Annotated in this window: 12 protein-coding genes; 9 read left to right on the top strand and 3 right to left on the bottom strand. The window is 71.9% G+C overall.

Going from position 1 to position 12628, the window contains the following annotated elements:
• Nucleotides 1-241: 241 nt before the first annotated feature.
• Together ABZV06_RS02775 and ABZV06_RS02770 are read left to right on the top strand one after the other, a co-directional pair.
• Nucleotides 242-1282 carry a hypothetical protein gene (locus tag ABZV06_RS02775; RefSeq protein WP_355618029.1) on the top strand — a complete coding sequence of 347 codons (1041 nt, stop codon included), beginning with the start codon at nucleotides 242-244 and terminating at the stop codon, nucleotides 1280-1282.
• Nucleotides 1282-2238 (top strand): serine hydrolase, encoded by a 957-nt coding sequence (locus ABZV06_RS02770; RefSeq protein ID WP_355618026.1) that lies wholly within the window; start codon nucleotides 1282-1284, stop codon nucleotides 2236-2238. Before ABZV06_RS02775 ends, ABZV06_RS02770 begins: the two co-directional genes overlap by 1 nt.
• Before the next feature lie 88 nt (nucleotides 2239-2326).
• On the opposite strand, the gene ABZV06_RS02765 is transcribed toward ABZV06_RS02770, so the two are convergent.
• Nucleotides 2327-3178, bottom strand: coding sequence for a menaquinone biosynthesis protein (locus ABZV06_RS02765; protein ID WP_355235695.1), 852 nt, complete (start codon nucleotides 3176-3178; stop codon nucleotides 2327-2329).
• A gap of 146 nt (nucleotides 3179-3324) precedes the next feature.
• Here ABZV06_RS02765 and ABZV06_RS02760 point away from each other — a divergent pair, with 146 nt between their 5' ends.
• The 7 genes from ABZV06_RS02760 to ABZV06_RS02730 all read left to right on the top strand — a co-directional run bounded on the left by ABZV06_RS02760 (nucleotide 3325) and on the right by ABZV06_RS02730 (nucleotide 10614).
• The gene (locus ABZV06_RS02760) at nucleotides 3325-4575 is read left to right on the top strand and encodes a DUF222 domain-containing protein (RefSeq protein ID WP_355618024.1); all 1251 of its coding nucleotides are present in this window, start codon (nucleotides 3325-3327) and stop codon (nucleotides 4573-4575) included.
• 201 nt (nucleotides 4576-4776) lie between these two features.
• A complete protein-coding gene (locus ABZV06_RS02755; protein WP_355618021.1) occupies nucleotides 4777-6993 on the top strand; it encodes an AAA family ATPase in 2217 nt (738 codons plus the stop codon).
• A gap of 134 nt (nucleotides 6994-7127) precedes the next feature.
• Complete coding sequence (locus ABZV06_RS02750; protein ID WP_355235703.1) at nucleotides 7128-7766, top strand: transporter; 639 nt, start codon at nucleotides 7128-7130, stop codon at nucleotides 7764-7766.
• On the top strand, nucleotides 7763-8089 hold the full coding sequence (locus tag ABZV06_RS02745; RefSeq protein WP_355235706.1) for a transcriptional regulator: 327 nt from the start codon (nucleotides 7763-7765) through the stop codon (nucleotides 8087-8089). The genes ABZV06_RS02750 and ABZV06_RS02745 overlap by 4 nt, the downstream gene beginning before the upstream one ends.
• Nucleotides 8086-9009 carry an ABC transporter ATP-binding protein gene (locus ABZV06_RS02740; RefSeq protein ID WP_355618018.1) on the top strand — a complete coding sequence of 308 codons (924 nt, stop codon included), beginning with the start codon at nucleotides 8086-8088 and terminating at the stop codon, nucleotides 9007-9009. The genes ABZV06_RS02745 and ABZV06_RS02740 overlap by 4 nt, the downstream gene beginning before the upstream one ends.
• Nucleotides 9010-9020: 11 nt before the next feature.
• Nucleotides 9021-9758: an ABC transporter permease gene (locus tag ABZV06_RS02735; protein WP_355618015.1), complete on the top strand. Its 738-nt coding sequence runs from the start codon at nucleotides 9021-9023 to the stop codon at nucleotides 9756-9758.
• A 94-nt stretch (nucleotides 9759-9852) separates the two neighbouring features.
• Nucleotides 9853-10614, top strand: a complete 762-nt coding sequence (locus ABZV06_RS02730; RefSeq protein ID WP_355618012.1) for a VOC family protein — start codon at nucleotides 9853-9855, stop codon at nucleotides 10612-10614.
• A gap of 120 nt (nucleotides 10615-10734) precedes the next feature.
• On the opposite strand, the gene ABZV06_RS02725 is transcribed toward ABZV06_RS02730, so the two are convergent.
• The gene (locus ABZV06_RS02725; protein ID WP_355618009.1) at nucleotides 10735-11523 is read right to left on the bottom strand and encodes an ABC transporter ATP-binding protein; all 789 of its coding nucleotides are present in this window, start codon (nucleotides 11521-11523) and stop codon (nucleotides 10735-10737) included.
• Nucleotides 11520-12584, bottom strand: coding sequence for an iron ABC transporter permease (locus ABZV06_RS02720; RefSeq protein ID WP_355618393.1), 1065 nt, complete (start codon nucleotides 12582-12584; stop codon nucleotides 11520-11522). The genes ABZV06_RS02725 and ABZV06_RS02720 overlap by 4 nt, the downstream gene beginning before the upstream one ends.
• Between the last annotated feature and the right edge of the window lie 44 nt (nucleotides 12585-12628).

Below are 12628 nucleotides of genomic sequence, written 5' to 3'. Positions count from 1 at the left end.
AAAGCTGCCAAACCTCGCAAAAGCCACCCAATGTTGGGGTTTTTTCCCGATTTCGCACGTTGCCTGGTGTCGAACTCTGGCACTCAGCCCGTCCGGACGTAGACTTCTGCCGGTCAGACGATCGGCTGCCCCCACGCCGGCTCCACCAGAGGCCACCGCCCCCGGCCTCGGCGCACGCACCGGTCGCACCGGACAACGAAGCCGGTCCCCCCGGCCCTGACATCTGGAGCTCACCCAACTCATGCGATCTCGCGTGACCATGGTGTTCGCCGTCGTGGCGGTAATGCTCGGTGGCGTCCTACTGGTCCCTGCCGCGTATGCCCGGCTCTCCACCGACAACAGCGGCGGTGGCGCTGGCGGTGGTGGCGCCGTCAATGCCGCCACACCCACCGCCACACCCACACCCACACCCGCGCCCACATCCGCAGCCGCACCCGCGCCGGCCCCGCCGCCACCCCCCACGCTGGCCGCAGGCCGCGTGTCGGTGGCCTTCAAGGGCGACTTCTTCTCGTGGTCACTGCTGGACCGGCAGAGCGGCAAGATCTCCGGATCGTCGAACATGGCCTCGACCAGCTCCACCGAATCGATGATCAAGGCGTGGATCGTCTCCGACTACCTGCGCCAGATCGGGGACCGGGAGCCGCCGCCCGCGCTGAAGGAGTCGGCCCGGCTCGCCATCGTCGACAGCAGCGACGGCGCGGCCGACAAGGTCTATGCCGCCGCAGGTGGGTCCTACAAACCGTCGAAGAGCAGCACCCCCGACCCGGTGATCCAGCGGGCGATCAAGATCTGCCGCCTGACCGACACCAAGCGCGGCAACGTCGAGCCCTACACCGGCTACTGGAGCTACACACGGATGTCCCCGCGCGACGCCGCGCGGGTTGGCGACTGCATCGCCGACGGCAAAGCCGCCGGCCCGAAATGGACCAAGTGGGTGCTGGAACAGATGAGTCAGGTCCGCGGCACCACCGCCAAGAAGGATCAGAAGCCCGGCTACGGCGGTGGGCGCTGGGGGATCATCGACGGCCTGCCCCAGTCGATCACCGCTCAGGGCCCGGTCAGCATCAAGAACGGCTGGACGCCGATAGGCAGCGACGGGAACTGGCACGTCAACTGCCTCGCGGTCAACGGCAAGTGGAGTCTCGCGGTGATGCTGCGCTACCCGGTCAAGCAAGGGCTGGAATACGGCGCGCAGGTCTGCGCCAGCGTGGCCAGTCAACTGGTCACCCCGCAACCGGGCGCCGCCCTGAAGGTGCCGCAGCAGCCGGTCGGGAAGCTCTGATGGCCGGCAACCGGCGGGCCGACCGCAACGGTGGGGGCGAGGCCTCGCCACTGCGCCTGCTCGCCGTCGCGGTCATCCTCATCGGGCTGGTGCTGGTGTCACTTCGCCTGCTCCCCGGATCGCCGTTCGAATCGGCCGCCGCCGCCAAGTGGGGTGACGCCGAGGCGACGACCGGCGACCGGTCCACCGGCGCGGCCACCGACCGCAGCGCCCGTCAGCCGGCGCCACCCAGCCCCAGCCCTTCGCTGGCGCCGCTCCCGTTCCAGGCCAAGGACCTCGACCTCGACATCGAGGGCTGGTACTCCTGGAGCGTCCTCGACCGCCGTACCGGCAAGATCATCGGTTCGAAGAACATGGGCGAGACCAGCACCACCGCCTCGTTGATCAAGTCCTGGATCGTCGCCGACTACCTGCGGCGCACCGCCGAGGCCGGCCAGACACCGAGCGATGCGAAACTCGCCGACGCGAGCCTCGTCATCCGGGACAGCGACAACACCCGGGCCCAGCAGTTCTACAACTTGGTCGGCCGGGACGCCTCGATCCGGCGCCTGATCTCCACGTGCAAGCTGACCGACAGCAGCGTCGCCCCCGACAAGGGTTGGTCCCGCACCGCGCTCTCCCCCCGCGACACCGCACGGCTGGGCAACTGCATCGCCACCGGCACCGCCGCTGGACCGAAGTGGACCAAGTGGCTTCTCAACGAGATGAAGCTGGTCCGGGGCGCCGGCGACTTCGGTATCCGCAAGGCCTTCCCGGCCGCGCAGCAGAAGCAGATCGCCGTCAAGAACGGGTGGATCGACCGGACCGAGGAGCAGGAGATGCACATCAACTGCCTGGCCATCGGCGACACCTGGACGATGGGCGTGATGGTCAGGTACCCGATCAACCTGGGCTACGACTACGGCATGAAGAACTGCCAGAAGATCACCGAGGCGCTACTGCGCCCCGGCACCTGACACGGCTGCCCTTCGACGTCAGCACGCTGCTCTGTCCTTGCGGGCGGAGCAGCGTGCTTCTCTGCCCTGCGGGCCCGCAGGGACCGGGTCAGCCGGCGAAGAACTCCGGCCCGCCGTCCGGTAGCGCCGGGACCTCGCCGAGCCCGGCGACCCGCCGGGCGAACTCGCGCAACCCGGAGACCTGCCGCTCACCGAGCGAGAAGTCCAGGATCCGGAAGTACGTGGCCAGCGTCGCCGCGTCGAACGCCTCCCAGCGGGCCGCCGCCTCGGCGACCTGATCGAGCTCGGAGAGGCAGAGGTCGCGCGAGCGGAGGAACGCCTCGTGCACCTCCTTGACCAGGCCCGGGTGCGCGGCGGCGAAGTCTCGGCGGACCGCCCAGACGGCGAAGACCATCGGCAGCCCGCTCCATTCCCGCCACGCCTGTCCGAGGTCGGTCACGGTGAGGCCCCGCAACGGCGCCTCGTGGTACGCCCGCAGTGCCACGTCCCCGATCAACACCCCGGCGTCGGCCTCGAGCAACATCTGGGTCAGGTCCGGAGGGCAGCGGAAGTATTCGGGCCGTACGCCGTACCGCTCGGCGAGCAGCAACTGTGCCAGCATCACCCCGGTCCGCGAGGTCGAACCGAGTGCCACCCGAGCCCCGTCCAGCTCGGCGAGCGGTCGGGTGGAGACCATGTTGACCGAGAGCACCGGTCCGTCGCTGCCCACCGCCAGGTCCGGCAGGAGGAGCAGTTCGTCGGTGTGCTTGAGGTACTCCATCAGCGTGATGGGACCAATGTCGAGGTCGCCGGCCACCAGCGCTGCGCTCAGCCGATCCGGCGAGTCCTTGTGCAGGTCCACGTCGAGCAGGCTGCCCGAGCGCATCAGACCCCAGTAGATCGGCAGGCAGTTCAGGAACTGGATGTGCCCGACCCGCGGGCGTGCGACGCGCTCAACCATGACCCGACCGTATCCCCGGCCTCCGGATACGGCCCGGCGGGCCGGCTCGGAGTGGCCAACCCCGCATCCGCCCCACCCGATCGCGGGCGCTCCGCGATCGGATTCTCGCAACGGAAAGTGTCGTACACCTGTTCTAGTCTCTATCCATGTTGAGGGCGTTGGCGCAGGCGGCCGGAGGCGTCGACGACTGCGCCGACGCCGCCCTGTGGGCCCTTGCCGACCACGAACTGCTCGCGTCGCTGGACGCCGCACACGTCCTGGCGCAACGTCTGGCAACCATTCAGCTCGCCCTCGTGCGCGAGCTCGACGGTCGTGGTCTCGCCGTCGCTCAGGGAGCATCGTCCACCGCGGTCTGGTTGCGGGACCGGCTTCGGCTGTCCGGGCGATCGGCCCGCCAGTTGGTCGAGCTCGCCGCCACCATCGACGCGGCGCCGCCGACGGTCCGCGCCGCTCTGCTCGACGGCAGCCTCACCGTGGAACAGGGCCGGGTGGTGGCCGAGACGATCGGGGCCCTACCCGCCGAAGCCGGTCCGGAGGTGACGGACAAGGCCACCGGTCTGCTGGTCACCTGGGCCGGCCGGTTCGACCCGACCATCCTTCGTCGCCTCGGCGAACGCGTCCTCGCGCACGTCGCGCCCGACCTCGCCGACCAGGCCGAGCTGGCCGCCCTCGACCGGGCCGCCGAGCGGGCCGAGGCTCGCCGACACGTCACGCTCTCCGAACCGAAGGACGGTCAGGTACGCCTCACCGGCAACCTCGACACCGAGACCGCGAGCCTGCTGCGCGAGGCCATCGATCCGCTCTGCGCCCCAACCGGCGAGCACGACGACCGCAGTCCCGGCCAGCGCAGAGCCGACGCACTGGGTGAGATCTGTCGGCTGACACTGCGCACCGGCCACCTGCCCGACAACGGCGGAGACCGCCCACAACTGGTCGTCACCATGTCGCTCGACGCGCTGGTCAACGGTGTGGGCGCGGGCACCCTGGAGACCGGGGCACGTCTCACGCCGGGCGCGGTCCGCCGCCTCGCCTGCGACGCCGCCGTGCTCCCGGCAGTCTTGAACGGCAACAGTCAGATCCTGGACGTCGGACGTCAACGCCGGCTCTTCACCGGTCCGCTGCGGCGCGCGTTGGTGCTACGAGACGGAGGCTGCGCCTTTCCCGGCTGCGACCGGCCACCCCGTTGGTGCGACGGCCACCATGTGCGCCACTGGGCCGACGGCGGCGCGACGACACTGGGCAACGGGGTCCTGCTCTGCGGGCATCATCACCGAGTCCTGCACCAGGACGACTGGATCGTCCGCATCGCGTCGGACGGCCAACCCGAATTCCTACCGCCCGCCTGGCTGGACCCCGCGCGCACCCCACGGCGCAACCTCTATCACCGGCGCTGCTGAGTCACGTTCCGGCGCCACGCCGACACCATCGGGTGGTCGCGTCGGTAATTCGGTGGAAGGGGTGACCGGGTAGGCGTAGGGTTGCAGCCCGCTTGACGGCCGAGGTGAGCTGCACCGGAACGGACGTCGTCGCGCCGGGCGGTCGGCCATCCGCCCCCGGAAACGCGAGCGAGCAGCAGATGTGAACGATGGGACGTCAGCATGCCCGCACCTGATCTTGACACCGACCTCGCCGCCGAACGCGCTCATCTGGTCACCTCGCGCACGGCCCTGCGCCGCATGCGTGAGCGGGCCGAAGCCCTCTTCTCCACCGGTGACCAGGTCGCCGGCGACCCCTACGCGGCGGAGATGCTCGGCCGTACCCTGGCCCGCCGGGTCGCCGAGCTGGCCGACGATCCCACCACTCCGCTGTTCTTCGGCCGCCTCGAATTCGGCGCCACCCCGCGCGACCAGGAACCGACCGGCCCGCACACAGCCGGCGCGACCACCGCCAGCGCACACACAGCCGGCGCGACCACCGCCAGCGCGACCACCGCCGGCGCGACCACCGCCAGCGCACACACAGCCGGCGCGACCACCGCCGACAACCCCAGCAGCAGTGATCATGACGGCCGGCGGTATCACGTCGGGCGGCGGCACGTCACCGACGAGCTTGGCGAGCCGCTGGTGCTGGACTGGCGGGCACCGGTCTCCCGCTCGTTCTACCGGGCCAGTGCTCGCGACCCGCAGGGGGTCGCGGTGCGGCGGCGGTTCGGGTTCAGCAACGGGGTGTTGACCAGTTTCGAGGATGAGCGGCTGGACCGGGGCGAGGAACTGGGCACGGCCAGTCGGATCCTGACGGCCGAGATCGAGCGACCGCGCGTCGGGCCGATGCGCGACATCGTCGCCACCATCCAGCCGGAGCAGGACGAGCTGGTCCGGGCCGACCTGGCGGACTCGATCTGCGTGCAGGGGGCGCCGGGCACCGGGAAGACGGCGGTCGGCCTGCACCGGGCCGCGTACCTGCTCTACCTGCACCGGGAGCGGTTACGGCGGGCGGGCGTGCTGATCGTGGGGCCGAACCGGGCGTTCCTGTCGTACATCGCGGCGGTGCTGCCGGCCCTCGGCGAGGTCGAGGTCGAGCAGGCCACCGTGGAGGAGCTGATCTCGCGGGTGCCGGTCCGGGCGGTGGAGTCGCCGGCCGCTGCCGCGCTGAAGCACGACGCGCGGATGGCGACCGTGCTGCGCAGGGCGGTGCAGGCCCACATCGGTACGCCGACCGACTCGATCACCGTCTCCGACGGCTCGTTCCGATGGCGGATCGGGTTGGAGCCGCTGCACCGGATCGTCGAGGAGACCCGACGTGAGGGGCTGCCGTACGGCACCGGCCGGGAGCGGGTCAGGGCACGGGTGGTGAGTCTGCTGCAACGGCAGGCCGAGGCACGGCGGGCCGAGTCGCCCGGCGACGCGTGGCTGCGCCGGATGGGCCGGTGCCGGCCGGTGGTGGACTTCCTGGACGCGGTGTGGCCTGCGCTCACCCCGGAGGGGCTGGTGCACGGACTGCTCTCCGACCCGCCCCGGCTGGCCGCCGCAGCGGACGGGCTGCTCAGCGATGCCGAGCAGGAGCTGCTGGTCTGGGCGAAGCCGGCCCGTACGCCGAAGGCCACCCGTTGGACCGCCGCCGACGCCGTGCTCGTCGACGAGGCGGCCGGGCTGTTGGAGCGGCCCTCCGGGTTCGGGCACGTCGTGGTGGACGAGGCGCAGGACCTGTCCCCCATGCAGTGTCGGGCCATCGCCCGCCGCAGTGAGCACGGCTCGGTCACGCTGCTCGGTGACCTCGCGCAGGGCACCGCGCCGTGGGCGGCGACCGACTGGCGGGAGTCCCTGAGGCACCTGGGCAAGCCGGATGCCGTGGTGGTTCCGCTGACCGTCGGTTTCCGGGTGCCCGCCGCGGTCGTCGCGTTCGCCAACCTGCTGCTGCCGGCGCTCGCGGTGGACGTACCCCCGGCAGAGTCGCTGCGGCACGACGGCGGTCTGGATGTGCGTACCGTGGCCGATCTGACCGCGGCGACGGTGGCCGAGGTGCGCGCCGCGCTCGCACACGACGGCTCGGTCGGTGTGATCGCCACGGACGACGCGGTCGACGGGCTGCGCGCGGCGCTGGCCGCCGACGGCGTCACCACCGCGACCGCCGACGACGTCACGGCCGCCCAGCGGGTCACGGTGGTGCCCGCGACGCTGGTCAAGGGCCTGGAGTACGACCACGTGGTGGTGGTCGAGCCGGCCGCGATAGTCGCGGCCGAGCCGCGTGGGCTGCACCGGCTGTACGTGGTGCTCACCCGCGCGGTGTCCCGGTTGTCGGTGCTGCACACCGAACCGCTGCCCGCGCCGCTGCCCACCGCGCCACAGGCCACACCGCTGGCGCCGGTACCGCTGTAGGTCGCTGTCGCACCTGCCCGGGCGTCGGACACGCAGCCCGGCACTGTCGACCGGCCAGCGCCGGGCGTCTCTGTCGGTAACGGGGCAGTCGCACGGGACACACGGCCTCGACTTTGCGCCGTAAAGTACTTTGCATGGGGCCCGACGACGACCTTCCACCCTCCGACGCCGCCACCGCACTCCGACTGATCGACGACCAGCGCGCAGAGACCGTTCGCCGGCTACAGCCCGACGCCCGGCTGCTCTACTGGCCGTGGGGCGTGGCCTGGTTGGTCGGCTTCGGGCTGTTCTTCCTGCGTTTCTCGCCGGGTGGTCGGGTGCTGGTCGCCCTGCCCGACTGGCTGCCCCTGACCGCGCTCTTCGCCCTGCTGATCACCGCCGGGGCGATCCAGGCGGTGGCCAGCGCGCGGGCGTACGGGCAGGTGACCGGCGACTCGGCGGTGCGCGGCCGCTGGTACGGGTGCGCCTGGGCGCTGGGCCAGGTGAGCGTGTACGCGGCGCTCGGCCGGGTGTCCGAGCACCTGCCGCACGACCTGGCGGGTCTGCTCTGGTCGGCCGCGGCGGTCGGGTTGACCGGCGCGCTGCACATGGCCGGCGGCGCGATCTGGCTCGACCGGGATCTCTTCCGGCTGGGCGTCTGGATCAGCGTGATCAACGTGGTCGGCGCGATCGCTGGGCCCGGCTGGCACGCACTGGTCATCTCGGTGGCCGGTGGCGTCGGAATCCTGGTCGCCGGGACGATCGCCCGACTGCGCCAGCGAGGGCGTCCATGACAGAACTCGACCCGGTCATCCACGCCCAGGCACGGCTGCGGGTGGTCGCCGCGCTCTCCGCGCTCGGCGACGGCGACCGGATCGCCTTTCCACGACTTCAGGAACTGCTCGCGATGACCGCCGGCAACCTCTCGGTCCACCTTCGCAAGCTGGAGGACGCCGGGTACGTCGAGATCAGCAAAACCCACCGCGGACGCACCCCGGTCACGCTCATCCGGCTCAGTCGGCGGGGTCGGCTGGCGTTCGAGGAGTACACCGAAGCGATCCGCACCCTGCTCGATCCCTCTCAGCTCGACTCCACAGTGTCGAAGGAGCAGTCATGACCCTCGCCCGCGCCGACCAGGTCAGCCGCCGGTACGGCGACGTCCTCGCTCTCGACCGCGTCGACCTGGAGGTCCGGGCCGGCGAACTGGTCGGCCTGCTCGGCCCGAACGGCGCCGGCAAGAGCACCCTGATGAACCTGCTGGTGGGCCTGCGCAGGCCGACCTCAGGCCGGGTGGAGTTGAACGGCCGCGACCCGCGCGACCCGGAGGCTCGGCGGCAGATCGGCGTCACCCCGCAGGAGACCGGCCTCCCAGGCACGCTCCGGGTCGGCGAGGTCGTCGACTTCGTCTCCGCGCACTATCCCGACCCGGTGCCCCGGGGCGAGCTGCTCGACCGTTTCGGTCTGGGCGACCTCGCCCGGCGGCAGACCGGCGGGCTCTCCGGCGGCCAGCGTCGCCGGCTTGCCGTGGCGCTGGCCTTCGTCGGCCGGCCCCGGCTCGTCCTGCTCGACGAGCCGACCACAGGCCTCGACGTCACGGCCCGGCACACCCTGTGGGACGCGATCCGCGCGTTCCACGACGACGGCGGCACCGTCCTGTTGAGCAGCCACTACCTGGAGGAGGTGGAGGCGCTCGCCCGCCGCGTGGTGGTGATCGGGCACGGCCGGGTGCTCGCCGACGACACCGTGGACGCCGTACGCGGCATCGTCGGCGTACGACGGGTCAGCCTGGTCACCGACGAGCTGCCCGACCTGCCCGGAGTCGTCCGCAGCGAACGGGTCGACGGACGTCTGCACCTGCTCACCACCGACGCCGACGAGCTGGTCCGCGCGCTGGTCCGCTCCCAGGTCGCCTTCACCGACCTGGAGGTCCGGCCCACCTCGCTGGAGGAGGCGTTCCTCGCCCTCACCAGCGGGACCGACACACCGGCTCAGGCCCCACCCGCTGCCGCCGCCAGCGGCCAACCCACCGCCGTCTGAGGAGGCGCACCGTGCAGCTCGCCCTGGTCCACGCCCGCTACCAGCTCCTGGAGATCATCCGGATTCCGGTGGCCGTCTTCGGCAGCGCCTTCTTCCCCGCCGCCGCCATGATCTTCTTCGTGGTGCCGTTCACCGGCGACGATTCGGTCGGCGCCACCTTTGCCACCGCGTCGATGATCACCTTCTCGGTGATGAGCGCCAACATCTTCCAGTACGGCGTCGGCGTCGCCGAGGACCGCGACCAGCCGTGGAATCCGTACACCCGGACCCTGCCGGCCGGGCCCGCGCCCCGGTTCGCTGGCCGGGTGCTGGCCGGTCTCGCGTTGACGTACCTGTCGCTGATCCCGGTCGTGGTGATCGGCGCGACGCTGACCCCGGCCCGGGTCACCGCGACGGCGTTCCTGCTGACCGCCGTCATCGTGGCCGTCATCTCGGTGCCGTTCACGCTGATGGGCCTCGCCATCGGCTACTCGCTGCCCAGCAAGGCGGCGATCGTGGTGGCGCAGGTCGTCTTCCTGCCGCTCGCGTTCGGCGGCGGGCTGCTCTCCGCCCCGGGGGACGCGCCCGGGTTCATCGAGACGATCGCGCCGTTCCTGCCCACCCGGGGCGCTGCCGAACTGATGTGGTGGGCGGTCGGCGGCTACCGGGTCGAACCGCTGGCGCTGATCATGCTCGGTGTCTGGGTGGTGCTCCTCGCCTCGCTCGCCGCCTGGGCGTACCGGCGGGACGAAGGTCGCCGGTTCAGCTGACGATTCGTCCGTTTCCGCCCCGTGCCACAGCGGGACGGTGCCAGGATTCCCGCAGGGGGCCCGCCCGTGGCCGCCGGCCGAGAGGGGTCTTGACGTGAGCACCGTCCCGCCGGGCACGCCGTGCTGGGCCGACCTGGCCACCCCGGACCTGACCGACGCGCGGCGCTTCTATCCCGAACTGTTCGGCTGGACCGGACGGGTGACCCCGGAGCCCGAGGCGGGCGGCTACACCGTCTTCCTGCTGGACGGCCGCCCGGTGGCCGGTGTGGGTCCGCCCGCCATCGAGGACCAGGTGCCGATCTGGTCCACGTACATCGCCACCGACGACGCCGCACTGGTCGCCGGCCGGGTCGAACGGGCCGGCGGGCAGGTCGTCGTACCGCCGTTCGAGGTGTTCGACAGGGGCTGGATGGCCGTGTTCGCCGACCCGGCGGGCGCCACGTTCAGCGTTTGGCAGCCGCTGGCGATGCCCGGCGCCGAGGTGTTCGACGTGCCCGGCGCGATGAGCTGGAACGAGCTGGTCACCCCCGACCCGGAGGGCGCGAAGGTCTTCTACGAGCTGGTGTTCGGCTGGCAGCCGGACGAGCAGCCGGTGGGCGGCATGACGTACACCGGGTGGCGGCTCGGCGAGCGGATCGTCGCCGGGATGATGCCGCCGCTGGGCGACGGCTACCCGGCCGACCTGCCGGCGTACTGGACGGTGTACTTCGCGGTGACCGACGCGGACGCCGCCGCGGCCCGCGCCTCCGAACTGGGCGGGACCATCCTGGTGCCGCCCCGGGACATCCCGACCGGCCGGTTCGCCGCCCTCCGCGACCCCCAGGGCGCGCTCTTCTCCGTCATCGACCTGGGCTGACCCCTCGGCGAGCCCGCCACGCCCCGAGATCGCGCCGATCTTGCACTTTCGGTTGTCGACATGAGCGGTAATGCCCCTTGTGTCACGACAAAAAGTGCAAGATCGCGGGGGGAGGGCGGGTTAGGGGCGCGGGCGGACGGGGACCACCAGGGGGCCGTTGGTGCCGGGGACGACCCGGACGCTGGCCCGGTAGTGGGTGGCGAGGAGGTGTTCGGTCAGCACCTCGTGCGGCGTCCCGGTCGCCACCACCCGCCCGTCGGCGAGCATGACCAACCGGTCGGCGTACTCGCCGGCGAGAGAGAGGTCGTGCATGGTGGCGAGCACCGTCAGGCCGTGTGCGCGGCGTAACTGATCGACCAGCTCCAGGACGTCCTGCTGATGGCCGATGTCCAGCGCGCTGGTCGGCTCGTCGAGCAGCAGCAGTGTCGCGCCCTGGGCGAGCGCGCGGGCGAGGAAGACCCGCTGTCGCTCGCCCCCGGAGAGGGTGGCCAGCTCACGGCGGTGGAAACCGGTGAGGTCCAGGCGGTCCAGCACGTCGTGGACGGCGTCCACGTCGGCGGCCGACTCACGACCGAGCGGGGGGATGTACGGGGTGCGGCCGAGCAGCACGTAGTCCAGGACCGACATGCCGGGCGGTACGACCGGGGACTGCGTCACCGTCGCCGCCACCCGGGCGCGTTCGCGGCGACGCAGCGCGGCGCTCGGCGTACCGAACAGGGAGATGGCGTCCGGCGCGGGCAGCAGACCGCCGACGGCGCGCAACAGGGTCGATTTGCCGGCACCGTTCGGGCCGATGATGGTGACCCACTCGCCGACGGCGACGGTGAGGTCGACGCCGGTGAGGATCGGCGTGCCGTCGAGGCTGACGTGCAGCTCGCGGACCTCGACGGCCGGTGCCTCCGGAGTCACGTGAGCACCCGGCGGGCGGTCCGCAGCACGAGGACGAAGAACGGGCCGCCGAGCAGGGCGGTGACCACGCCGATGGGCACCTCGGCCGGGGCGACGGCGGTACGGGCGACCACGTCGGTCAGGGCCAGGAACGCGCCCCCGAACAGCAGCGACAGTGGCAGGATCACCCGGTAGCTCGATCCGGCGAGCAGCCGGACGGTGTGCGGCACGATGATGCCGACGAAGCCGATGAGACCGGTCGCCGAGACCGCTGCGGCGGTACCCAGCGACGCGGCGGCGATCAACAGGTAGCGGGAGCGCTGCGGGTGCAGCCCGAGGCTCCTCGCCTCGTCGTCGCCGACCGCGAGGACGTCCAGCTCACGGCGGTGCAGCAGGACGACCACGGTGGTCAGGGTGGCGTACGGCAGCACCAGCAGCACGTCGTGCCAGCCGGCCGTGGCGAGCCGGCCGAGCAGCCAGGAGTAGACCGGCTGGATGCTGTCCGAGTGCCGTTGCAGCAGGTAGGTCTGGCCGGCGGAGAGGAACGCGGAGACCGCCACCCCGGCCAGGATCAGCATCGCCGGTGACCGGACCCGTCCGCCGGCCGCCCCGAGCAGGTAGGTCATCGTCACGGCGAGCAGCGAGCCGACGAACGCGGCAAGCGGAATGGTCAACGGCAGCCCAGAGATCGAGCCCTGCCGACCGACGCCGCCGAGGGCGATCACCGCGGTGACCGCGAGGCCCGCGCCGGCGGCGACGCCGAGCAGGTACGGGTCGGCCAGCGGATTGCGGAAGACGCCCTGGTAGCAGCCACCGGCGAGAGCGAGCAGACCGCCGACGAGCAGACCCAGCACGACCCGGGGCAGCCGCAGTTCGGTGACGATGGCGATTTCCCGCTCGTTCAGTCCACTGTCGAGGTGCACCCCGGGGATCAGGTTGAGCAGTTCGGCGGCGACGCTGCCCGGTGGCAGACTGACCGGCCCGAGCGACACCCCGGCGACGAGCGCGACGAGCACCGCGAGGACGCCGGCGACCAGCCAGCGTTTACGCAGCCCGGCTGGCCGGGACGCCGCCGGAGGCAGCTCACCGGGCCGGCGCGCGGCGGGGGCCGGGCCACCCGGCCGGC

This window comes from Micromonospora sp. NPDC005172 (assembly GCF_040608555.1).
In the GTDB taxonomy this organism is placed as follows: domain Bacteria; phylum Actinomycetota; class Actinomycetes; order Mycobacteriales; family Micromonosporaceae; genus Micromonospora.
The sequence above is the reverse complement of the archived record's forward strand: the minus strand, read 5'-3'. Positions and strand labels throughout refer to the sequence as shown.

Bases quoted from the DNA above. Each gene is read 5' to 3' on its own strand.
- ABZV06_RS02740 (WP_355618018.1), top strand. From the start codon at position 8,086: ATGACCCTCGCCCGCGCCGACCAGGTCAGCCGCCGGTACGGCGACGTC.
- ABZV06_RS02745 (WP_355235706.1), top strand. From the start codon at position 7,763: ATGACAGAACTCGACCCGGTCATCCACGCCCAGGCACGGCTGCGGGTG.
- ABZV06_RS02755 (WP_355618021.1), top strand. From the start codon at position 4,777: ATGCCCGCACCTGATCTTGACACCGACCTCGCCGCCGAACGCGCTCAT.
- ABZV06_RS02760 (WP_355618024.1), top strand. From the start codon at position 3,325: ATGTTGAGGGCGTTGGCGCAGGCGGCCGGAGGCGTCGACGACTGCGCC.
- ABZV06_RS02750 (WP_355235703.1), top strand. From the start codon at position 7,128: ATGGGGCCCGACGACGACCTTCCACCCTCCGACGCCGCCACCGCACTC.
- ABZV06_RS02770 (WP_355618026.1), top strand. From the start codon at position 1,282: ATGGCCGGCAACCGGCGGGCCGACCGCAACGGTGGGGGCGAGGCCTCG.
- ABZV06_RS02765 (WP_355235695.1), bottom strand. From the start codon at position 3,178: ATGGTTGAGCGCGTCGCACGCCCGCGGGTCGGGCACATCCAGTTCCTG.
- ABZV06_RS02775 (WP_355618029.1), top strand. From the start codon at position 242: ATGCGATCTCGCGTGACCATGGTGTTCGCCGTCGTGGCGGTAATGCTC.